This is a genomic window from Ruoffia tabacinasalis (assembly GCF_005864045.1).
Taxonomy (GTDB): Bacteria; Bacillota; Bacilli; order Lactobacillales; family Aerococcaceae; genus Ruoffia; species Ruoffia tabacinasalis.
In genome coordinates, this window is sequence record NZ_VBSP01000038.1 from 1 (window position 1) to 22325 (window position 22325).

Annotated in this window: 22 protein-coding genes; 6 read left to right on the top strand and 16 right to left on the bottom strand. The window is 37.8% G+C overall.

Annotated features, from left to right (window positions below):
- Window positions 1-177: 177 nt before the first annotated feature.
- The 7 genes from FEZ33_RS09335 to FEZ33_RS09365 all read right to left on the bottom strand — a co-directional run bounded on the left by FEZ33_RS09335 (window position 178) and on the right by FEZ33_RS09365 (window position 7599).
- Window positions 178-366 (bottom strand): tautomerase family protein, encoded by a 189-nt coding sequence (locus tag FEZ33_RS09335; RefSeq protein WP_138405137.1) that lies wholly within the window; start codon window positions 364-366, stop codon window positions 178-180.
- Window positions 367-695: 329 nt separating this feature from the next.
- Window positions 696-1934: a mechanosensitive ion channel gene (locus tag FEZ33_RS09340; protein ID WP_138405117.1), complete on the bottom strand. Its 1239-nt coding sequence runs from the start codon at window positions 1932-1934 to the stop codon at window positions 696-698.
- 197 nt (window positions 1935-2131) lie between these two features.
- On the bottom strand, window positions 2132-3034 hold the full coding sequence (locus FEZ33_RS09345) for an SDR family oxidoreductase (protein ID WP_138405118.1): 903 nt from the start codon (window positions 3032-3034) through the stop codon (window positions 2132-2134).
- A 160-nt stretch (window positions 3035-3194) separates the two neighbouring features.
- Complete coding sequence (locus tag FEZ33_RS09350; protein ID WP_138405119.1) at window positions 3195-4364, bottom strand: nucleotide sugar dehydrogenase; 1170 nt, start codon at window positions 4362-4364, stop codon at window positions 3195-3197.
- A gap of 177 nt (window positions 4365-4541) precedes the next feature.
- Window positions 4542-6050, bottom strand: coding sequence for a PTS transporter subunit EIIC (locus tag FEZ33_RS09355; protein ID WP_138405120.1), 1509 nt, complete (start codon window positions 6048-6050; stop codon window positions 4542-4544).
- An 18-nt stretch (window positions 6051-6068) separates the two neighbouring features.
- Window positions 6069-6758: an N-acetylmannosamine-6-phosphate 2-epimerase gene (locus FEZ33_RS09360; protein ID WP_138405121.1), complete on the bottom strand. Its 690-nt coding sequence runs from the start codon at window positions 6756-6758 to the stop codon at window positions 6069-6071.
- On the bottom strand, window positions 6751-7599 hold the full coding sequence (locus FEZ33_RS09365; protein ID WP_138405122.1) for a MurR/RpiR family transcriptional regulator: 849 nt from the start codon (window positions 7597-7599) through the stop codon (window positions 6751-6753). The genes FEZ33_RS09360 and FEZ33_RS09365 overlap by 8 nt, the downstream gene beginning before the upstream one ends.
- A gap of 290 nt (window positions 7600-7889) precedes the next feature.
- Between FEZ33_RS09365 and FEZ33_RS09370 the strand changes: the two genes are divergently transcribed.
- Window positions 7890-8630, top strand: a complete 741-nt coding sequence (locus tag FEZ33_RS09370) for a CPBP family intramembrane glutamic endopeptidase (RefSeq protein WP_138405123.1) — start codon at window positions 7890-7892, stop codon at window positions 8628-8630.
- A 127-nt stretch (window positions 8631-8757) separates the two neighbouring features.
- On the opposite strand, the gene FEZ33_RS09375 is transcribed toward FEZ33_RS09370, so the two are convergent.
- Window positions 8758-11127: a phosphoketolase family protein gene (locus FEZ33_RS09375; protein WP_138405124.1), complete on the bottom strand. Its 2370-nt coding sequence runs from the start codon at window positions 11125-11127 to the stop codon at window positions 8758-8760.
- Between the two features lie 194 nt (window positions 11128-11321).
- Between FEZ33_RS09375 and FEZ33_RS09380 the strand changes: the two genes are divergently transcribed.
- A complete protein-coding gene (locus FEZ33_RS09380; protein ID WP_138405125.1) occupies window positions 11322-11987 on the top strand; it encodes a cytochrome c biogenesis CcdA family protein in 666 nt (221 codons plus the stop codon).
- Between the two features lie 8 nt (window positions 11988-11995).
- Window positions 11996-12655, top strand: coding sequence for a TlpA family protein disulfide reductase (locus FEZ33_RS09385; protein ID WP_138405126.1), 660 nt, complete (start codon window positions 11996-11998; stop codon window positions 12653-12655).
- Between the two features lie 115 nt (window positions 12656-12770).
- Here FEZ33_RS09385 and FEZ33_RS09390 read toward each other — a convergent pair whose 3' ends face one another.
- The 8 genes from FEZ33_RS09390 to FEZ33_RS09430 form a co-directional block, all read right to left on the bottom strand.
- Entirely contained in the window at window positions 12771-14114 is a 1344-nt protein-coding gene (locus FEZ33_RS09390) for an FGGY family carbohydrate kinase (RefSeq protein WP_138405127.1), read from the bottom strand.
- Window positions 14111-14365: a hypothetical protein gene (locus FEZ33_RS09395; protein ID WP_138405128.1), complete on the bottom strand. Its 255-nt coding sequence runs from the start codon at window positions 14363-14365 to the stop codon at window positions 14111-14113. Before FEZ33_RS09395 ends, FEZ33_RS09390 begins: the two co-directional genes overlap by 4 nt.
- Window positions 14366-14493: 128 nt before the next feature.
- Complete coding sequence (locus tag FEZ33_RS09405; protein WP_138405129.1) at window positions 14494-14697, bottom strand: hypothetical protein; 204 nt, start codon at window positions 14695-14697, stop codon at window positions 14494-14496.
- Between the two features lie 127 nt (window positions 14698-14824).
- Entirely contained in the window at window positions 14825-15022 is a 198-nt protein-coding gene (locus FEZ33_RS09410) for a helix-turn-helix domain-containing protein (RefSeq protein WP_138405130.1), read from the bottom strand.
- 309 nt (window positions 15023-15331) lie between these two features.
- Window positions 15332-15793: a threonine/serine exporter family protein gene (locus tag FEZ33_RS09415; RefSeq protein ID WP_138405131.1), complete on the bottom strand. Its 462-nt coding sequence runs from the start codon at window positions 15791-15793 to the stop codon at window positions 15332-15334.
- Window positions 15794-15804: 11 nt separating this feature from the next.
- On the bottom strand, window positions 15805-16551 hold the full coding sequence (locus FEZ33_RS09420) for a threonine/serine exporter family protein (RefSeq protein ID WP_138405132.1): 747 nt from the start codon (window positions 16549-16551) through the stop codon (window positions 15805-15807).
- 60 nt (window positions 16552-16611) lie between these two features.
- Entirely contained in the window at window positions 16612-18492 is a 1881-nt protein-coding gene (locus tag FEZ33_RS09425; protein ID WP_138405133.1) for a heavy metal translocating P-type ATPase, read from the bottom strand.
- 102 nt (window positions 18493-18594) lie between these two features.
- Window positions 18595-19305: a Crp/Fnr family transcriptional regulator gene (locus FEZ33_RS09430; protein ID WP_235888812.1), complete on the bottom strand. Its 711-nt coding sequence runs from the start codon at window positions 19303-19305 to the stop codon at window positions 18595-18597.
- A gap of 152 nt (window positions 19306-19457) precedes the next feature.
- Between FEZ33_RS09430 and FEZ33_RS09435 the strand changes: the two genes are divergently transcribed.
- The 3 genes from FEZ33_RS09435 to FEZ33_RS09445 all read left to right on the top strand — a co-directional run bounded on the left by FEZ33_RS09435 (window position 19458) and on the right by FEZ33_RS09445 (window position 21988).
- Window positions 19458-21335 (top strand): heavy metal translocating P-type ATPase, encoded by a 1878-nt coding sequence (locus FEZ33_RS09435; RefSeq protein ID WP_138405134.1) that lies wholly within the window; start codon window positions 19458-19460, stop codon window positions 21333-21335.
- 45 nt (window positions 21336-21380) lie between these two features.
- The gene (locus FEZ33_RS09440) at window positions 21381-21674 is read left to right on the top strand and encodes an iron-sulfur cluster repair di-iron protein, ric (protein ID WP_138405135.1); all 294 of its coding nucleotides are present in this window, start codon (window positions 21381-21383) and stop codon (window positions 21672-21674) included.
- A gap of 80 nt (window positions 21675-21754) precedes the next feature.
- Entirely contained in the window at window positions 21755-21988 is a 234-nt protein-coding gene (locus FEZ33_RS09445) for a heavy-metal-associated domain-containing protein (RefSeq protein ID WP_138405136.1), read from the top strand.
- Window positions 21989-22325: the final 337 nt, after the last annotated feature.

The window sequence follows — 22325 nt, forward strand, 5'->3', positions numbered from 1 at the left end:
GTGTTTGCCTCCGGCTTCCTTCAGATTCCACCTCACGGTGGACACCCTTGCCTTTAGCTAACAGTTCCTACTGCCAAGTCTGTAGTGGACTTTCACCACCAAGTTATCGCCCATGCCGGGCGCACATGCATAAAATACCCCATAAGAACTGAGGTTCTTATGGGGCATTTTTTATCTTTAATAGTCGTCTCCACTATAATAGTCGTCTTTAGCCATGTCTTCAAAAATTACGCGAATCGCGTCTTTGTTCGCATAGCCTTGTTCAATCATCGTTTCAATGATTGCTTTTGCTAAATCCTCTTTCTGTTGTGGTGTGCGTCCTTCTTTAGATTGAATTCGTACAAAAGGTATTCTAATCCCTCCAATGTTATTTTAGTTTATTATACCCTTTTGGGATAGGGATGCCAAAAGTTAACTTTAGTTAGTTTAGCTGGAGGAATTCTTTTGGATTGTTCCAGTTAAATGGGATAACTGGAACAATTTTTTATTATTGTTACAGTTAACCGACTTAACCGGAACAATTTGTTTATATTCCTCCAGTTAAGCGACTCAGCTGGAACAATTGTTTATTATTGTTCCAGTTAACCGACTCAGCCGGAACAATTTGTTTATATTCCTCCAGTTAAACACCCTGCTACCCTATTTTGCGCAAAAATAGAAGCCGACTAAAGATTAGCCGACTTCTTTTTAAAATATTAGATTGTATGGTTGTTATTGTCTTCAGCTTTGTCAATTTCTTCTTCAATGGCTTTATCCGCTTTGTTTAATTGGCGAGCCGCGAAGTCGCGTCCACCTAAACCAAAGGCTAAGGCTGCTGCAAGACCAGCTGCACCAAGGATAATAATGAATCCTGCATTGACAATTGTTTGAGCGATGTGTAATTGTTCTAAGATCATGAATGCTCCTAAAACGATAATTGCGTAACGGATGATTTCACCAAATAACTTGTTACCCGTTGCTTTTGAAATGAAGTTAGCTAAGATGTTACCACCGATTAATGCAACTGCTAAGATGATAATCGCGCTTAATACTAATGGGATGTAAGCAATGATTGCTGCACCAATGGTATTAAGAACTTCTAAGTTTAATACAGAAATTGCTTCAACTAAGAAGAATAACATTAACACACCTTTGACAACTGCCGCTGTAATGTTTGAAATTTTAACGTCAGAAACTTCTGAACGGAAGTTTAAGTAACGTGAGTATTTATCAACACCTGTTGTTGCTAGTAGGTTTTCGATTAAGTCACCTAATAATTTCGCTACAACACCACCAATAATTAGTAATACAGCAGCTGTAATGATATTAGGAATCGCACTTAAGATTTGATTTAATACTGCTACAATCGGTTCTGAAATTGATTGAATACCTAATGTTTCAAGTGCTACAGTTAAAATTGGGATAAAGATTAATACATAAACAACTGTCGCAAGTACTTCAGCAATCTGACCTTCATTGACGTCAGCACCTGTTGTACTACCCGTTAGTTTTGCATACCATTTATCAATGTTTAAACCTAATAATAAGTTACGAACAAGCTTTTTAACGAACTTACAGAAGTAAGCACCAACGACTATAATAACAATCGCTGTTAAGATGTTCGGAATGTAGCTAAAGAATTTATTAAACATGTTTACGATTGGGTCCATAACGCCACCCACATTTAAACCGTTTAAAATTCCTGGTAAGAAGAATAACAGTGTCGCAAAGTAAACGATTGATCCAACCGTTTCAGTATATTGCTGACCTTCCTCTTCTGTCTTAGCCATGCCCCATGATTGTGTACGGCGACTAAATCCTACTTTGTCTAGCCCTTTAATTGTTAGACGTTTAAGTCCCCAAGCAAGAATTAGAGCTAAAATTAATAATAGTAGTGCTCCGATAATTCCTGGTAACATAGCCCCAAGTGACGCAAAGAATGATGAAAAATCCATATAATTTCCTCCTAAAAAATTTCTAATTTATATTACAAGTATATCATCTGACATCATAATGTAAAATGATATACTTCTTGCAATGATAAGTTTTCATTGTGTTACAAACAAAAAAAGCTACTTCGTTATATAAATATAACAAAGTAACTTTAGTTATCCAGGGCAATATATTACATTTAACTTATATATAGATTCGTTTATAGACTAATGTCTTGACCACCTGTCACACCATAGATTTGACCTGTGACATAACTCGCTTCTTCTGAAGCTAAAAAGACATAAACCGGTGCTAATTCAACGGGCTGTCCTGCACGTTCAAGTGTTTCAGTTTGACCAAATGTTTCTAAGTCTCCTTCAAGTTTTCCGTCATCTAACTGAAGCGGCGTCCAAATTGGTCCTGGCGCTACTGAATTCACGCGCACCCCTTTTTTACCGAAGTATTTAGACATACCTACCGTAAAGTTAGAAATCGCACCTTTTGTTGCAGCATAATCTAATAGCGATGCGGATGGGTTTGTTGCTTGTACGGAAGTTGTAGTAATAATCGAGCTCCCAGCTTTCAAGTGTTTCTCAGCCGCCTTAACCGCTTCAAACATACTAATAATATTCACTTTGAATGTATCATTTACTTGCTTCATTGATAAGTCGCTTAATTTGGCTTGGGCGATTTGCTGACCAGAGTTCAGTACTAAGATATCAATCTCACCGAATTCTTCGACAGTTTTGTTGATTAATTCTGTTGCTACGCCTTCTTCACGTAAGTCGCCTGGAATTAACAGCGCTTTTCGTCCTTCTGCTTCAATTAATTCGCGAACCTCTTCTGCGTCTGGTTCTTCTCCTGGAAAATACTGAAATGCAACGTCTGCACCTTCACGTGCAAAAGCAATTGCCGCTGCCCGACCAATTCCAGAGTCTGCACCAGTAATTAACGCATGCCGTCCTTCTAAACGACCTTTACCTTTGTATGACTCTTCCCCACAATCAGGGACTGGTTTCATATCTTTTTGTAGCGCTGGTGACTTCGCGACATCTTCATTTTTCTCTGAGAAACCGTCTGTGTAATATTTTGTTCTCGGATCTTCAATGTTATTGTTTGTCATTATATTGTCCTCCCTTTGCTAAGATAATTGAATTATAACATGATGAATTCTTGACCGTTAAACATCTGCTTACTACTATATAATAGGTGAAACTCATGGTATCAGCTTTACCTAAATAAAAGCCATTCACTTCTTATTGAAATGAATGGCTAAATCTAAATTAATTTTCGTTATAAATATCTCTTGTATAAACTTTCTCACGTACTTCTTCAATTTCTTCAGAAATGCGATTCGCTAAAATCACATCAGAAGTTAGATTAAATTCATTAATATCACTTAAAACTCGATACCCTTCAAAAGAGACAGCATTTAAGCTCGGTTCGTAAATAATCACTTCAGCCCCTTCAGCGCGCATTTCTTTCATAATATCGAAGATTGCAGCCTGACGGAAATTATCCGAATCTGTCTTCATAGCTAAACGATAAATCCCAACAACTTTAGGCTCTTTTGCTAGAACTTGATTCGCTACAAAGCCTTTACGAGTTGCATTCGAATCAACAATTGCACGTATTAAATTATTTGGTACATCTTTGTAGTTTGCTAATAATTGCTTTGTGTCTTTTGGTAAACAATAACCACCGTAACCAAAAGAGGGATTGTTGTAGTAATCACCAATTCGAGGATCTAAACTTACCCCATCAATAATTGCTTTAGTATTCAATCCTTTAGTTTCCGCATAAGTGTCCAACTCATTAAAATATGACACACGTAACGCTAAATAAGTATTCGAGAATAATTTCACTGCTTCCGCTTCAGTTGCGTCCATCAATAAGACTTTAACATCGTCAGCAATAGCACCTTCTAACATCAAATTCGCAAAAGTTTGCCCACGTTCAGATTTTTCCCCAACGATAATTCTTGATGGGTATAAATTATCTAGAAGAGCTTTCCCTTCACGTAAAAATTCTGGTGAGAAAATAATATTATCCGTCTTGAATTGTTTATTTATACGACGTGTATATCCTACTGGGATGGTTGATTTAATAATAATTGTTGCGTTTGGTGCATACTCTAGTGCGTCTTTAATGACACTTTCTAAAGCAACCGTATTGAAATGATCCTTCACATCATCATAATCTGTCGGTGCTGCGACAACGACAAATTCAGGCTCATGACCATAGCCATATTCTTTATCTGAGGTTGCTTCAAGCGTTAAATCTTTACTAGATAAGTATTTTTGGATTTCTTCATCAGAGATGGGTGACTTACCTTGGTTAATTAAGTCAACTTTCTCTTGAACAATCTCCAGGGCACGGACGTTGTTGTTCTGTGCTAACAAAATCGCATTCGATAGCCCAACGTAACCTAAGCCTACTACTGTTATATTCATATTTAGTTCTCCTTGTCGCTAATAATAGTTAAACTTTATTTCGATATGTGCTAATTATAACAGATGGAGAAGGGTTTTTGGGGGTTGATGAGAGTAAAAAAATAGACCACTAATTGTTAGTTAGTGGTCTTGGGGGATAATAAAACTTTACATGAGTAGCTCACTCACAGAAATGGATTATTCATCATTTCCTAATATTTGATTGATTTCTTGACTATATAAATCCGATTTCCCGCCATAAATAGCTTGCACACCATTTTGTACTTCTAGCACTGCGGTCGCACCAAGATTTTTGAGTGTATCTTTATCAACGATCTGATTATCCTTAACTGATACACGTAAACGAGTAGCACAAGCTGTGACGTATTCAATATTTTCTTCTGTTCCTAATGCTTCAATAATTGTTAAAGCTTGTTCATTTAAACTTGATTTTTTACGACCTTTATCAGAAGCTTTCGGCATTTCACCAACATTTACTTCCATACCAGGCACGGCTACTTTAAATTTTCTAACTAGTGTTTTAAATACAAAGTAGTAAACGAATGCCCATACGATTCCAACTGGAATTACTAGAAGCCAGTTAGTTTTTTCATTCCCTTGGAAAGGACCAAATAACATGAAGTCAATTAAACCACCCGAGAAAGTATTACCAATTCTAATTTGTAGAATATCAGCAACAAAGAACGAAACTCCATCTAAAAATGCATGGATAACATATAACCAAGGTGCTGCAAATAAGAATGAGAACTCGATAGGTTCAGTAATACCAGTTAAAAATGAAGTTAAAGCACTACTGAAGTAGAAACCACTGTTCTCTGCACGATTTTCTTTAGGGATTGCATGATACATTCCCAATGCTGCCGCTGGTAAGCCAAACATCATTGTAGCAAAGCGACCCGCAAAGAAACGAGTTCCGTATGTAAACATACCTGTAAAGTTTGGATCTGCTAATTGAGCAAAGTAAATATTTTGTGCTCCAGAAATTGTTTCCCCGGCAACTGTTTCAACACCACCTAACGATGTATACCAGAATAATGGGTAGATAGTATGGTGCAGTCCTACGGCACCAGTTAATCGTAAGAAGAATCCATAGAAAAATGATCCAATACTTCCCATATTAGCAATCATTTCACCTAATGATTCTAAACCTCCCTGAATTGGTGGCCAGATTAAGTAAAAAACTAAACCTAAGATGATTGCGGCTAGAGAAGAAACAATCGGTATAAATCGTGATCCTCCGAAGAAGCCTAAAAATTGTGGCAACTCAATCTTACGGTAACGATTATGTAAAAATGTCACTGTTAAACCGATAACAATTGAACCTAACACACCTGTGTCAATAGTTGCACCTTCTGCAGAAAATAATTGTAGTAAAGCAGCAATCGTAGCAGTGTATACTAGATATGCAACACCCCCAGATAAACCTGCGGTACCTTTATCTCCATCACTTAAACCAACAGCAATCCCGATTGTAAATATTAGTGAAAGGTTAGCAAATACAGCATTACCTGCTGCCGTCATAATTGTAAAGATAGCTTGTAACCAATCAGATCCTAAAAAGGCAAATTGTGCTACCGCCGCATCATTTGATAAGGCACTCCCTAACCCCAGTAATAAACCTGCGACAGGTAATATTGCGATGGGTAGCATAAATGCTTGACCTAATTTCGAAAATTTCTTAAACATATTCTCACTCCTTTATTTTTAGTTTAATGCGTTAATAAATCGCGCTGCAATTTCTTTTGGACGTGTAATTGCGCCACCGACTACAATTCCTGCGACACCTAAGTTTTGAATTTCTTTCGCTTGTTCAGGCGTATGAATTTTTCCTTCCGCCAATACATCAATGCCTGCTTTAACTAAGGCATCAATTAATTCAATATTTGGACCGTCGATATTTTCACTATAGCTTGTATATCCTGCTAGAGTTGTACCTATAAAGTCAATTCCTTGTTCAAAGGCATTAACACCTTCTTCAAATGTACTAATATCTGCCATAAACAATTGTTCCGGATATTTCTCTTTAATTTGTTTGATAAACTCATTAAGTTCTAACCCATCAAATCGCTCACGCTGTGTTAAATCTAAAGCAATTACTTCGACACCTGTTTCTGCTAACTCATCTACTTCTTTCATCGTTGCAGTAATAAACGGTTCTTTAGGTGGATAATCACGTTTAATGATTCCAATAATTGGTAAATCCACTGTAGCTTGAATTTCCTTGATATCCCTAACAGAATTTGCACGAATACCAACAGCTCCTGCTTCTTCTGCAGCTTTCGCAAGTAATGGCATTACTCCTCCTTCTTCGGTATACAATGGTTCACCTGGCAATGCTTGACATGATACAATAATTCCATTATTTACTTGCTTAATAAATTCTGTTTTATTCATACTTAGACTCCTCTTCTTCCTTGTTTATATTTAGCGATTCTAATGACTGCTTAAAAAAAGTATCTTTCTTCGGATTATCCACTTCCATAAAATAATCGTAAATAATATCAGTTATAATTAATAATGGTAATTGTGGTGATATTCGGTTACCAAAGCTCAAATTTTTCACACTTGCTACTGGTATCACTTCATTCACTATTTTTTCATTCACATTATTTTGTTGTGTTGTAAACATAACTGTATAAGCTTTATTAGCTGTCGCTTGCGTCATTGCTTTTAGTACTACTTGCTTATCCCCTGAGATAGAGAATCCGATTACAACGGTATCTTTATCAACTAACACATGATTTACTAACATGACATCATCATCTGAGATAGCTTCAATCGGTAATCCCAACCGCATAAACCGATTTTTCATTTCTGTAGCTGCTAGACCTGAACTCCCTTTACCATAAATATAAACACGTTTAGCATGGGCTAATCGTGTAGCAAAGCGTTCTATTTGCTCCACTTCGATTAAACTATAAGTCTTATTAAGTATTTTATTATAATCGTGTAATACTCTTTTCATTTGTTTACTTTGATATTGGATATTCTCTGGAATCTTCTTTGATTGATAATCGTAAATAAATTCACGATAACCTGAAAACCCACACTTTTTTGAAAAACGAGTTAAAGATGCTTCTGAAACATGGATTAAACTAGCAATATTTTTTGATGAAAAATCTAATGTCTCATCTGTATTTTTAATAAAGAAATCTGCAATGTCTTTTTCTGATGGCGTTAAAGAGTCGTAAACTGATTCAATAATGGGAACAGAACTTTTAAATATTTCACTCAATTTTTCACCTCTTTTTTTCTATCGGTATCGCTTACAAAGTAAGTATACTTAGCGAAGAAACTAATTTCAACAAATTAATAAAAACAGAAACTATTTTCAGTATATTTAAATCAAATTCTCTAATTTTCTTCTGTATCAGAAAGTAATTTCAGAAAAATTATAATTGTTGAAACTAACGAACATGATACTAATTTTATTTCTCAATCATTTCATCCCCCCCACTCCTTCCCAAGTGTATTCACCCCCGCGATACTATATACTGAATATAATAATGTCATAGGAGGTCTAACATGCTGCTACTTCTTGATTATTTCCTTAAACTGCTCCCTGGTTTAATTGTGGTTGTTGCAATTTATCTCTTAGTTCCTAAAGAAATGACTCTCTTAAAAATATTCATCTTGATCTTTGGTTTTATATTAATGCGTGATGCGATGACTCCCCTTAACATATGGAAGTTTGGAGTTAATGGGAATGTCCTGTGGCTGAGGTTTATTGATGATGCTTTTATTCTGATTACGATAGGGTTGCTTTCTCTATTAGTGACTCTTCTAATTTATTTTTCAAATCGACACTTAACTTCCAATTTCATTTGGTTTAAAACAAACTCTAAGTCCCGGTCTCTATTTATTGGTGCTTTAGCAGCTTTACTTATCGCTATCCCATTCATGTTGCCTTATCTGTCAATCCCTATTACAGATCGTGGAGGTGAGGTTGCCCTTCATTTACTGCTTCCTTTATTAATCCTAGCGCTTTTTGGCAACTTACTTGAAGAAGTATTATTTCGTGGATTTTTACAAAACTATCTTAAACAAGAAGTTGGTATAAATAAATCCATTGCTTTATCAGGCTTAATTTTTGCGTTGGGTCATACTTTTCTAGCAATCACGGTCACTAATCTAGGATTCTGGGTTATTATTTTCACTTTGTATGAAGGTTTAGTTTGTGCTTATATTTCAGAAAGATACGGCTTAGCGCCCGCAACTATTTCACATGAGTTGGCTATCTTTATCTTATCTGCTGGACTTATCTAATCGATAGAATGAAAATAAGTAGCCGTTGCCTAAAATGGCACCTTTCAAAAACCTGCTGAATCACAACAAACAATAAATACCGCTTCGAATTGCACTAATGCAATCTGAAGCGGTAATTTATTATTTATTACTCTAGTCCGGTCCATTTCCATTCAAGAACCTCTGGCATATCGGTACCATGCTCACGTATATAGTCATGGTGATAGTTGATTTTCTCAGTCATCTTTTGTGAAAACTCAGTCGCATCTTCCCCTACTACAACCGTTGCGATATGTTTAGCTAAATGATAACGATCTAATTCATTCAAGACACGCATGTCGAATGGTGTTGTAATGTCACCTTCTTCACGGTATCCATGAATATATACTTGGTGATTCGAACGCGAAAAGAAAATGTCTCGGATTAAACCTTCAAAACCATGATAAGCAAAGAATATGGGTTTATCTTTAGTAAATATTTCATCAAATTCTTCATCACTAAACCCGCGCGGATCAATATTAGGAGAACGTAATTTAAGTAAATCAACAACATTAACAAAGCGAATCTTCAAATCTTTAAATTGCTCCATCAATAGTTGTACTGATGCTAATGCTTCTAAATTTGGTTCACTTCCGGCAGCTACAATGACTACATCGGGTTCTTCGTTTGGTTTCACTGTCGACGCCCAATCAATAACTTTCAACCCTTTATTAACTATTTCTTCAGCTTCATCTGTTGAATAAAACTGAGGACGTGGATGTTTTGAACTCACTACTAAATTAATTAAGTGTTGCGAACGAAACACTTTATCCATTGTTGCTAGTAATATGTTCGTATCTGCTGGTAGATATACTCGCGTAAACTCTGGTTTTTTCTCTGCCACTAGTGTAATAATTCCAGGATCCTGGTGTGTATATCCATTATGATCTTGTTGAAAAACTGTTGACGATGAGATTAAATTGAGCGACTGATACGGTCGACGCCAATCATAGAGACTCGCTTTACGAATCCATTTAAAGTGTTGTGTAATCATCGAGTCAGCCACCCGCAAGAAAGCTTCATAACTGGCAAAGAATCCGTAACGACCAGTTAATGTGTATCCCTCTAACATTCCTTGCATTTGATGCTCGGAAAGTTGGCTGTCGATTACTCGCCCGACTGCACCGATATCTTCATCTGTCACATCATCCACACCTTCAAGCCATTGCCGTTGCGTCACTTCAAAGACGCTATTCAATCGATTTGAATTTGTTTCATCAGGCCCAAATATACGGAAATTATTCGGATTTGCTTGCACAATATCACGCGCAAACTTCCCAAACTCTGACATATCTTGAGCTTGCTTTGAACCGGGGTGTTTATTGGATAAAGTATAATCTTTCCAGTCAGGCAAGATTAAGGTTTGAACATTGATACCCCCATTAGTAATTGGATTTTTCGCCATTCGGGCATCTCCTGTTGGTCTGATTTCAGCAATCTCATCCTTTAATTTACCAGACTCATCAAACAATTCCTCTGGTTTATAAGACTCAAGCCACTCCACTAAGGCATCAGCATGTTCAAACTCTTTTTGATTCACAGGAATCGGTACTTGATGGGAACGATAACTTCCTTCAATTTGCTTTCCTTCCCAAACTTCTGGTCCGCCCCAGCCTTTTGGAGTCCGGACAACTAGTAACGGCCAATTTGGCATATGGGCTTTTTCCGCAGGTTGCTTTCTCGCATTATTCTGAATGAGTTTAATTTTTTCAATAATTCCATCTAATTTTTCAGCCATCAGCGGATGCAATGTTTTAGGGTCATCTCCCTCAATAAAGACAGGATCCCAACCCATTCCTTGAAAATACTTTTCAAGATCATCATCAGATTTACGCGCTAATAAGGTCGGATTCGCAATTTTCGCGCCATTTAAATGGAGAATGGGTAACACAGCTCCATCATTAACTGGATTAATAAAGGTATTAGCAAACCAACTTGCTGCTAGTGGCCCTGTCTCTGCTTCCCCATCACCAATTACCGTTGCTGCGATAACTTCTGGATTATCTAATATCGCGCCAGTGCCATGTGATAGTGAGTATCCTAACTCTCCGCCTTCATGAATTGATCCTGGGGTCTCCGGTGCCGCATGCGATCCGATACCTCCTGGAAATGAAAATTGTTTGAATAATTTCTGCATTCCCGACTCATCTTGAGTAATTTCTGGATAAATTTCAGAATAACTTCCATCTAAATACGAATTGGAAACCATCACTTGCCCACCGTGTCCTGGGCCTTCAATATAAAACATATTTAAATCATACTTATTGATCACGCGATTTAAATGGGCATAAATAAAATTTTGCCCAGATATTGTTCCCCAATGACCAATCGGATTCACTTTCAAATGTTCTGGTTTTAACTTTTCTCTTAAAAGGGGATTAGCTTTTAAATACATTTGCCCGACTGATAAATAATCTGCTGCTCGCCACCATGCATCAACTTTTGCTAGATATTCTTTCGTATCATACTGTTTCATCATTTTAGCTCCCTTTCTTTTATAAGTTTAGGGTAGCACAGACGGTTAGGCTTTGCATTTCATTCGACTTTCACTATGATTTAGATGTTTTTCTCACTTTCTTAACCAATTAAACACGTATTCTCCTTAATTTTCCCGTAGAGCTGTGCTAATATTTATAAGAATGTAATTGTTACTTTAGAAAGGAGTTCGATTGAGTGCAACATTTATTACTAGGGGTTGAAGGTGTTCTTACCTTTATCTCACCGTGTTTACTGCCGATGCTTCCAATCTACATCGCCTACTTAACCGGCCAGACAGACAAAGATTCTGACAAGCAAAAAACGTCTCTTCTACTTCAAGCTATCTTTTTTGTCCTAGGTTTCACGATTGTCTTTATACTAATGGGCATATTCGTCACAACAATCGGGCGGTTTGTACTAATTAATCGCACACTGATTCATTTTATTGCGGGGTCGTTTATGATACTCCTTGGAATTGATTATCTGTTTGGGAACCCAGTTATGAATCGATTGAATATTATGCCTGGCAGTTCCTTAAAACAATCGAACTCTTTTGTGTTTGGTATGATTTTCTCACTTACTTGGACACCTTGTGTCGGGACTTTTCTAGCTAGTGCCCTCTCGTATGCCGCAACCTCTAGCTCTTACCTTGAGTCAGTGACCTTATTATTGAGTTTTTCTTTTGGCTTAGGCATTCCTTTTATCTTGAGTGCTTTATTACTTAACGAAATGAACCACGTACTCACGTGGATCAAACAACATTACCGAATCATTCAAACTGTGTCCGCTTTATTTTTAATTGTTATGGGGATTTCGACGATGTTCGGTTGGTTAGAAATGGCTTTAATTTATCTTAGTTAGGAGTAATTATGAAAAAAATCTATCTATATTTAATCGGGTTTGTTGCCCTGTTTGCCGTTGCTTTTATTATCTATCTAAGCAACCTCGACAGTCCTGCTGTCTCAGAGGATTTGACCGAAGAACACTTAGTTGTCGAATCTGTCGAATCAGTTGAATCAAGTAGCGAAAGTGAGGAAGCACCTACCAACTCTACGTCAGTTTCTGAAGTTTCTGAGGAGTCTGTTGAATCAGAGAGCGAAAGCCAGCTAGTCTGGAAAGGTCCATCAACAACTTACGCTGATAGTGATGGGGATATTATTCGACTTTCACAAAATCTTGGCAAACCAACTATTGTAAACATCTGGGCTTCATGGTGCCCTCCTTGTCGTGACGAGATGCCTTACTTTGAAACGTCGTATCAAGAACATGGTTCAGATATTAATTTTGTAATGTTAAATGCTTTAGAAAGCCGCCCAACAGAAACGAAACAAGCAGCTTTAGAGTTCGCTGATGAGATGAACTTGTCAATGCCGATTTACTTCGACAATAACGCAAGCAATCAAATCGAATTCGCTGCGAACATGTTACCTCTCACGGCTTTGTTAGATGCTGATGGCGAAGTGATTGAAGTCGTGCGAGGCCAAGTCTCGCCTGCTAAATTAAAGCAACTTATCGCAAAAGTATCATAATAAAAAACCATCTAGTCTCTGATGTTTAGACTAGATGGTTTTTTGTTGAGTTGGGGCAACTTGCGACAAATGGATACACGGTTTGGCGTGAGTAAAGCCCGACTCTCTTTTAATTCTACACTTTCTCCAAGTACTTCTTAAACAACGCATCATAACTTTGACCAAATCGAGGTTCGACAATACGGTACTCCCTCGGTAGTTCAATATCTTTAACGACTGCGATACTGCCCAGCGTTTCTGCATTTTTCATAACTGGAATGTATAATTTATAACCTAAGATATCCGAAATCAACTGTGGGAATGCGTCAAGTTCTGTCACACCGCCCACTAAGCCGATTGCTTTAAAGTCAGTAAGTTCTTCTAAGACGCTAACGTTGTGTTTTATATTGAATATCATTCCAAGGATAATTGAGTAGAGGACCGATTCCCTTGAACTCACCCGAGTGATATCAAATAAGTTCCCCGTTGCTGCTTCATTCCATATGGGCGCCCGCTCTCCGTTTAGATATGGCACAAATATACTTTCCGTATGTGGACGTTTTGCTGCAACTAGATTCAATTCTTCGAAACTACTATTGAAAACTTTATTCGTCCAAGACAATACATCGGCCCCGTTATTACTTGGTAATCCAATTAAATATTGACCTTCCTTAATATTATAAGCGAAGTTTTGGTATTGATAGTTTAATTGCGGTTGCTTATTAATGACACGAACGGCGTGACTCGTCCCAATTGAAAGGACAGCGACATCATCGAGATCACTAAAGACATAGTTCGATGAGATTCCATCTGAAGTCCCGATTGTCACTGAAACTTCTGCATTAAACAGCGTATCCATCGCTTTTGCATTGTAATCCACCGCTTCAATTCTTGATAACTCACTTGTTTCTAAACCAATGTCGGCTAAGGTTATCGCATCCCAAGTTAGCGATTCTAAGTTCAATAATCCGCTACTTGAAGCATTACTAATATCAATCACCCATTCACCCGTTAATCGGTAGAATAGTAAATCTTTTAAAGAACCGACCCGTTTACCCTTTTCATATACACTTAATAATTTAAAGTACGGATTCATACTATGGATGGGTGTTCCAGTTCGGTTGTACTGAATCGTTAATGCTTCGTCGCTTTGCTTTTTAATAATTTCAGCTCCGCGAGTATCTGCCCAAGTCAAGACGCCTCCTGATAACGTACCGTCCTCATTGATTAACTGAACACTATGCATGGCTGTTGTGAGGATGATTTCTAATTGCTCTACTTCATTTACGATAATCAAATGCTTGATGCCATCCAACACATTTTCCCAGATTTCTTCAAAATCCATCTCAAAGATTGTGTCGTCATTATTAATATTTAAATGTGGGTATTTCACCATATCGACAACATGGTAATCTGAATTAAATAAATTAATTTTGATATTCGTTGTACCGATGTCGACACTTGCTGTATATTCGCTCAATATTCCTTATGCCCCCCAAAGTTATAGCGCATGGCTGATAGGACTTGGTTTGAGAATGGTTGATCTGTTAATGACGCATTGCTTTTCATAAGTGATAAAGAAATAACCGGTGTTGGGATTTCTTCTTGTAATGCTTCGCCAACCATCCATTTTGCTTCGCCTGAGGCATGCACTTTCTGATTAAATTGTGTGAGTTGCGTATCTTTCGCTAACTCTTCATGAATATTATCCATTAATGCAGATTCGATCACCGAACCCTAGCTCCAATTATGTGTGACTTAAATTAAGTCAAGATCAAACTGTTCTTTGTGTATTTAAAAGCTCTTAACCTTCTGCGATTACTTGCATCATACCATATTCAAGCCCCTTATGGACTATTTTAATAATATCCACTTCCAAGTTCGGGGTAAAAATCCATCACGATGTCGGCTTCTTTTAAGATTCCTTCTAAATCATTCATTGTGGCTTTAGTAGGCTCTCTAGCGGGTAATAGTAGAAAGATAATATTCTGCTTTTCTACTACTGAAAGTTCCTGAATACAAGCGATATAAGTCAGTTTGTTATCCACATATATCTCAGACATATTAGGATTGATGTCGAAACCATTAATAACCTTTCCTTGTTTAACTCATTGATTTTCTGAAAGAAAGCATTCAACTCAAAGCGTTCACGATCGGTAGTAACACTGAGAAAAACTGAATCTTCAAAGGTCATTTTCTGAGTTTCATTTTTATACTTGCGCCAAAGTCTTTTAACAAATTATTCAATGACTTAATATATTTTCTAATAGTCTTGTCAGATACGTCCGCTTTTTGAGCAATTTCTTTACTTGGGACAAACTGTTTCTCATGTTCAAATAAAAATTGCACAATTTGTAACTCTACATTATTTAGTTGTATATGATTCATATATATTCGACTCTCTCTAATTTCTTTATTTATATTTTTTTAAATTCTTCACCTACCATTCTAACAATCTTTATAAAAGTATTATTATAAAATTGTATTATTTTTGCGTTAAGTAAAGTGTATGCCTTACAAACGGCTCTGTAAAGGTTTTCATAAACTGTCATTTTCCACTAAGAAGTGGAACTTTTTATCTAAGACTTGTCATTACCTCTTTCAACCGGATTTAATTGCATAATAAAATAACCCTAAGATAAGTCAAAGTCAAAATAAAAACCCCACTAAAGTATTTCACTCTAGTGAGGTTTCTGATTATATACTCTTCAATTTTTCTTGTTTTCTAAGGCGTCTGGCTGTGATTTCATTTTCAATTAATTTAACGACCATGAATCCAAGTACAATAGCACCTGCAGTCCATAACACGTCCATCACATAGTTCATACCGGCCATGTAATTCTCTTCCACGACCGAGCGAACGGCCATATAAGCAGCTCCTCCGGGGACAAGTGGCACAATAGCTGGTGTGTTTAAAGTGATGACTGGTAGTCGTAATTTTCTAGACAAGACGATACAGATCAAACCAATCACAACGGATCCAACAAAATTCGAAATCGCTAAATCATCAATAGCACGGTTAATCGCCCAGAAGCTCACCCAGCCTAAGGTTCCAGCAATCCCCCCAAAGAAAACCCCTCTTCGAGGACCATTTAATATAATTCCAAAAGATACACTGGCTATAAAACTAAAGATAATTTGTTCAATAAATTCAGTCATTCGCTAACTCCTTAAGAAAACCATTGTAAAGTCATCGCAATACCAATACCGATGACCGTAGAAATCAAAATTGCTTCAACTACACGAACCATACCAGTCAGTAAATGCCCTTCGAATAAGTCTCTCATTCCTGAAGTGATAGCTAGACCGGGAACGAGTGGCATAATACAACCGATAATTAAACTGTCCAAATTAGCGACAAACCCCATTCGGTAACATAGCACTGAGGTAATCGAAATTAAGAAAGATGCTATTAAATCATTGATGAATTTCATCTCTGTTCGAACATAAATACGGTTAGATGTGAAGTAACCCAGTGACCCGATAATAAAAGCCGTTAAAACATCACTGTATGCACCGCCTAATAAAAGCATTAAAGATAAACTTGCTAAACCTGCTGCAAGCATTCGGTAATATTTGTTAAATTCGGGTGTTTGTAAATCCACTGATTGCAGTGCTTTATACAAATAAATTAAAGAAATTTCACCTTTAGCATACATACGTGAGTAACGGTTTGTTGCATCAATTTTCTCTAAATTTATTGAACGATTGCGAGCTTGAGTCATTTGAGACGTCGATTCATCATTAATACTCATAAAAATTCCGGTCGCAGTCACATAGCTTTCCGTGTCGAATTTCTTACTATTTTTTGCAATTCTTTGCATCGTATCTTCTACACGATAGGCTTCTGAACCTGATTCCATCATAATTCGTCCTGCAAGTAAGGTTGTTTTTAGCAGTAAATTTTTATTATCCATCAAGATCACCTCTTAGTACAAAGGATAACATAAAATCCAATTCTTGCATTAGAACTCGCTTTAATTCTTAAGAGATGTCACTTCCACTGATTCCTGATGCGTATTCTCTTGGGTATCTTTTTCCACCAATAGTCGCAAACCATTAAGAATGACTAATATTGTTGAGCCTTCGTGAAAGACGACTCCCATCGGCAAGTCAAGAATTCCAATGATATTTAATATGACAAGTATCACAATCACAGAAATTGAGAAGAGGATGTTTTGTTTAATGATGCGATTCAATTTCCCGCTAAGTTCATAACTATAGAAAAGTTTGGCTAAGTTATTCTTAACAATGACAACGTCAGCCGATTCCATAGCAACAGAAGAACCAGAACCCATCGCAATACCAATATCCGCTCCGGCAAGCGCTGGCGCATCATTAATACCATCGCCAATCACCCCAACGACGTGGCCCGCTTGATGTTCCATCTGCACGCGTTTGATCTTATCTTCGGGTAAGCAGGATGCTTGGAATGATTTAATACCGACTTCGTCTGAAACCAGTTTCGCCACTTTGGGATTATCACCGGTAATAAGTTGTACGTCGACTCCTTCTTTTTGAAATTGTCTAACAGCGTATTTTGCTTCACTGCGCACTTGGTCTGCTAGTACTAAGTAGCCGACAATCTCTTGCCCTTGACCAACGAAGATCGTTGTATAGCCTTGTTCAATTTGCTTACGGTAACCATTGGGATCATTAAATGTGTCAAAGTAAGACGGTTTCCCTACGACAATATCGCCTTTTTGCATACCGACGGCAACAATCTCTTCAACCATTTCATTTTGGTCCACGCTATCGAGGGATAAATCGCTGTATGATGTACTAATGGCTTCCGCTATCGGATGGCTAGACGTCTGTTCCATAAAGACGACTTCTTTCAGAATCCGTTCGGGCACTTGATAGTCCACCACTTTGAATTCTCCAAACGTTAACGTCCCCGTTTTATCAGAAAGTAAAATATCCATGGTGTTCAAGGCTTCCATCGCTGCCCCACCTTTGAATAGAATCCCATTCTTAGCCCCATTACTAATCGCCGATAAAGTTGCTGGTGTGGCTGAGGCTACTAATGCACACGGACTGGCAACTGTGAGTAGCACCATCCCGCGATAAAAGGCATCCTGAAATGACATTGATCCAATCAGCATTAATAATATGATAAATACCGGTACTGCAAGCAAGACACCAATGACATATTTTGATTCGAGTCGGTCAATCATCCGCGATATTTGTGACGGACGACTTTGAGCTTCTTCAACCATTCGTACAATATTTGAAAAGACGGTTTCTTTGCTTGTTTTACTGACTGTGAGGTAGATAGAATTCCCTTCATTAATTGTCCCCGCAAAGACTTCTTCACCTTTGTCTTTCTCGACTGGTAAGGATTCCCCTGTTAAAGCCGCTTCATTGACAGTTGTTGTTCGGTCAAGGTAGCCATCGATGGGTAGTTGAAACCCTTTCGCTACCACAACAACTTCTCCAACGCTTAACTGAGACGTTGGCACCTCAACGACATCGCCGTTTTCCTTTAATAATTGGGCTGTATCAGGCACCTGCCCCATGAGTTCCTCAATCGCTCTAGTCGATTTATTCATTGCGAAATCTTCTAAGAATTCTGCACCCGCGAAGATGAATAGGAGCATCGCTCCTTCAGATTCATAACCAATCAACAAAGCACCAATAGCAGCGAGTACCATTAATAAATCGACATTCGGTGATTTATCTTTTAAAGTTTCAATGACCGCATCCTTGGTCGCAAAGAAACCTAAGAAAAAGATTGCTGCATAAAAGAACAGGCGACTTAAAACTGGATTCGTAAATGAAATAAAACCTAACACTAGTAAAATAGTACCGATTAACAGAAATTGACCTTCACGTTGTTTTAAAATGTAAGACATCATTTTTAACACATCCATTCCTTATAATAAAATTTTATGCCTTATATCTATTATACACCAAAACACCCTAAGAATGTCGTCTTTTAGGGTGTTTGGACCATTAATTTATTGGTCACTATATAGTAATAAATCATCTACATCGACTATTTTAATTTTCTTGGGCGTTAATTGTTCGATTAACCCTGCTTGTTCAAGTTCCTTGAATTTTCGACTGATTGTTTCTGGTGTTGTTCCTAAGTATGAAGCGATATCTTTTCGCGTCATTTCTAACTCAATGATTTGTTCTGAAGCTGGGCCTACCACATTTTCAGCTAGAAACATTATCAATCGGTTTCCGACCTGGTCTTCAGCCACTTTAACCGTTTGTCTTTCTGAACTTTCAAGCCGTTGCGACATTTCTGCGAGTAGTTTCATTGTTATGGTTGGATAGTCAGTTAAGAACGCTTGGATATCTGCTTGACCAATCGTACAGACTACAGTGTCTTGAGTTGCTTGCGCATAGGCTTCGTGGACGCCGCCAGGGTTAAAAATCGTCCACTCTCCCATGAAATCTCCGGGGTGTAGAATGCGAATTAGTTGTTCTTTTCCTGATTCAGATAATAGAAAGATTCGGACTTTCCCTCGATTCACTATATATAAGGTATCGTCTTTTTCTTGCGCTCGGAATAAATAATCACTTCGTTTAAACACTTTTGTCGTCGCTCGCTCTGCTATCTTATCCATCGCATCGTCTTCTAAATGATTAAAAATCGGCACGAGGCGAATGCAAGCTGCATGGTTTCCGGGTTCATGGTGGTGATGGTGGTGTTGACTCATAATTTGCTTCCTCCTATATATACTCTTTTCTTTATAGATAGTATACCACCTAATTCTTTTTGAAATCTTGATGTCGGTCAATTCTTTATTTTGCAAGCCACTCTATACTAGTATTTGTAAGGCAAACAAATATTACTTGGAGGTAAAAAACTATGCAAAGATTTATTTTGAGTCAAAAAAAGCTCATTACTTTACTCAGTGGAATTTTAATTGCGATTGGTTTCTTTAGTCACTTTGTCTTGAATAATGCCATATTATTCAATGTTACTTTCATTATTGCTTCAATTCTTGGTGTTCTACCGATTGCTTTTCAGGCCTATCAAGCCCTGAAGGTAAAAGTCGTCAGTATTGATGTGCTTGTTACGATAGCGGTTATTGGCGCCTTCTTAATTCAAAACTATGAAGAATCAGCCATTGTTACTTTCCTATTCCTATTCGGATCGTATTTAGAACAAAGAACTTTAAATCAAACGCGTTCAGCAATTAAAGAGTTAACCAATATGGCGCCAGAGAGCGCCTTACTTTTAACAGACAGCGGCGAGTTTGAAATGGTTGATGTGGATGAAGTTGATGAAGGCGACACTTTGCTCGTAAAGACTGGAGCCAAAGTGCCTGTGGATGGAACAGTTCTCAGTGGTGAGGGCCACATTAATGAAGCAAGTATTACTGGTGAAGCTGTTCCCGTGACAAAGCAACTCAATTCGAAAGTCTTTGCCGGAACGATGTTAGAAAATGGGACACTTCAAATCCGTGCAGATAAAGTTGGAGAAGATACAACTTTCGGTAAAATTATTGAAATGGTTGAAGAAGCACAAGACTCTAAGTCAGAAGCTGAACGCTTTATCGACCGCTTCTCAAAATACTACACACCGATTGTATTACTCCTGGCAGTTATCGTTTGGATTTTCACACGAAATATTGAGTTAGCCATCACAATTCTAGTTCTTGGTTGTCCAGGTGCCTTAGTCATTGGAGTACCCGTGTCAAACGTTGCTGGAATTGGGAACGGCGCGCGTAACGGTATCTTATTAAAAGGGAGCGAAGTCATTCACGACTTCAGCCGCGTTGATACTATTGTTTTTGACAAAACTGGAACACTCACAGTAGGAAATCCTGAAGTCGCTGAACGATTGAGTTACGGGGATGACGACGATTTAACTCTACGTTACTTAGCAAGTGTGGAAAATGAATCAGATCACCCGTTAGCTAAAGCCATTTTAAATGATATTGGCTCAGTATCATTCTTACCTATTGGCCAGACTGATGTTGTTAAAGGTGGCGGGATTGTCGCTCACATTAACCAAAAACGTGTCGCTGTCGGAAACCCTGCATTAATGGAGAAAGAACAAATTTCTTTAACTGGCAAGATGCAAGCGGATATTGAGCGTCTTGAAAGAAATGGGAACTCAATAGTTATTACAGCTGTTGATGGTCTTGTGAAATACGTCATGGGAATCCGTGACCAAATCCGTCCAGGCGTAAAACAAGATCTACAAAAACTCAAAGACTTCGGCGTGAAAAACTTAGTCATGCTATCGGGTGACAACCAAGGTACTGTTGATTTAGTGGCAAAACAACTTGGTTTAACTCAAGCGCACGGTCATATGTTACCTGAAGATAAATCAGCTCATATCAAGAAATTACAAGAACAAGGTCAAATCGTCGCTTTCGTCGGAGATGGTGTAAACGATAGCCCGTCACTTGCCTTAGCAGATATTGGAATTGCAATGGGTAGCGGAACCGACGTGGCGATCGAAACTTCAGATGTTGTTCTAATGAACTCAGACTTCAGCCTCCTGCCACACGCTTTAGGTTTAACACGTGCTACTGCTCGGAATATGACACAAAATATTATCATTGCAATTGGTGTCGTTGCCATCTTAGTTGCGAGTCTATTCTTTAGTAACTGGATGAATATGTCGATTGGAATGTTAGTCCATGAAGCAAGTATTTTAGTTGTTATTTTCAATGGAATGCGCTTATTAAGATACCGTCTTAAAGATTCATCAAATAAAATGGAATTAAAATAAAATGCTACTCAAACAGCAAAATGAGAAAAAGAAAGAGGATAAAAAATGACAAAATTTAATGATTATATCAACACAAACGCAGAGAAATTAGACTTATACACTACAGCCATCACACGTGCACACGGAAAGAATCACCCTGAAGCCTTTGATGTTCGCGATATCTATGTTCGTATTCAAGACAAAACTCAAGCCGCTGAAGAGGAACAACCGGATCTAAATACAGAATTCACAACCCTTAGAGAAATTTCTGATAACTACACAATCCCTGATGATGTTTGCGGAACGTATGCGGCTGTTTACACCATGTTAAAAGAAGCCGACTCACTTTATTTAAGTTAAATCTTGACCGTCGTCAATGACACCTCATTCAAAATAGCTTAAACTATATATAGAATAAAAAAGAAAAAGGAGAATGTATTATGTCACAAGGAATTATTACTCTAGAAACTCTTTCATGTCCATCATGTCTACAAAAAATTGAAGCAGCTGTTAAAGCACTTAACGGTGTTGACGAAGATAGTCTGAAAGTCCTATTCAATTCAAGTAAAGTTAAAGTGAAATTCGATGACCAAGCACTACAGATCTCAGATATTGAAAAAGCCATCGAAGATATGGGCTACCCTGTAATTAAATCAGTTGTCAAAGCAGCTTAAGACATAAAAAAAGCATCCGGAAAGTTAGATTCCGGATGCTTTTTTGTTTGTAGAGGGTTTGGGTGGTGACTTGTGCCAAATGGCTAGTTCATTTGGCTTGAGTTCGACCAACTCAGGACAAACCGCATCTCCATTTGGCTTGAGTTCGACCAACTTAAGACAAACCGCAAGTCCATTTGGCTTGAGTTGGAGCAACTAAAGACAAACCGCTGTCAAGTCCATAATCTTGTGTAAAAGTCTCAATGTAGTTATATCATCTGGTCATCATGCACATTACACTTGTAAGAATGTCCGAGCGTTATTTTCCCAATTTTCGTGGAAATCAATTAATATCGAA

Coding starts and splice junctions, on each gene's coding strand:
- FEZ33_RS09340 (WP_138405117.1), bottom strand. CDS start 1,934: ATGGATTTTTCATCATTCTTTGCGTCACTTGGGGCTATGTTACCAGGA.
- FEZ33_RS09345 (WP_138405118.1), bottom strand. CDS start 3,034: ATGACAAACAATAACATTGAAGATCCGAGAACAAAATATTACACAGAC.
- FEZ33_RS09350 (WP_138405119.1), bottom strand. CDS start 4,364: ATGAATATAACAGTAGTAGGCTTAGGTTACGTTGGGCTATCGAATGCG.
- FEZ33_RS09355 (WP_138405120.1), bottom strand. CDS start 6,050: ATGTTTAAGAAATTTTCGAAATTAGGTCAAGCATTTATGCTACCCATC.
- FEZ33_RS09360 (WP_138405121.1), bottom strand. CDS start 6,758: ATGAATAAAACAGAATTTATTAAGCAAGTAAATAATGGAATTATTGTA.
- FEZ33_RS09370 (WP_138405123.1), top strand. CDS start 7,890: ATGCTGCTACTTCTTGATTATTTCCTTAAACTGCTCCCTGGTTTAATT.
- FEZ33_RS09375 (WP_138405124.1), bottom strand. CDS start 11,127: ATGATGAAACAGTATGATACGAAAGAATATCTAGCAAAAGTTGATGCA.
- FEZ33_RS09385 (WP_138405126.1), top strand. CDS start 11,996: ATGAAAAAAATCTATCTATATTTAATCGGGTTTGTTGCCCTGTTTGCC.
- FEZ33_RS09405 (WP_138405129.1), bottom strand. CDS start 14,697: ATGTCTGAGATATATGTGGATAACAAACTGACTTATATCGCTTGTATT.
- FEZ33_RS09410 (WP_138405130.1), bottom strand. CDS start 15,022: ATGAATCATATACAACTAAATAATGTAGAGTTACAAATTGTGCAATTT.
- FEZ33_RS09415 (WP_138405131.1), bottom strand. CDS start 15,793: ATGACTGAATTTATTGAACAAATTATCTTTAGTTTTATAGCCAGTGTA.
- FEZ33_RS09420 (WP_138405132.1), bottom strand. CDS start 16,551: ATGGATAATAAAAATTTACTGCTAAAAACAACCTTACTTGCAGGACGA.
- FEZ33_RS09425 (WP_138405133.1), bottom strand. CDS start 18,492: ATGATGTCTTACATTTTAAAACAACGTGAAGGTCAATTTCTGTTAATC.
- FEZ33_RS09430 (WP_235888812.1), bottom strand. CDS start 19,305: ATGAGTCAACACCACCATCACCACCATGAACCCGGAAACCATGCAGCT.
- FEZ33_RS09435 (WP_138405134.1), top strand. CDS start 19,458: ATGCAAAGATTTATTTTGAGTCAAAAAAAGCTCATTACTTTACTCAGT.
- FEZ33_RS09440 (WP_138405135.1), top strand. CDS start 21,381: ATGACAAAATTTAATGATTATATCAACACAAACGCAGAGAAATTAGAC.
- FEZ33_RS09445 (WP_138405136.1), top strand. CDS start 21,755: ATGTCACAAGGAATTATTACTCTAGAAACTCTTTCATGTCCATCATGT.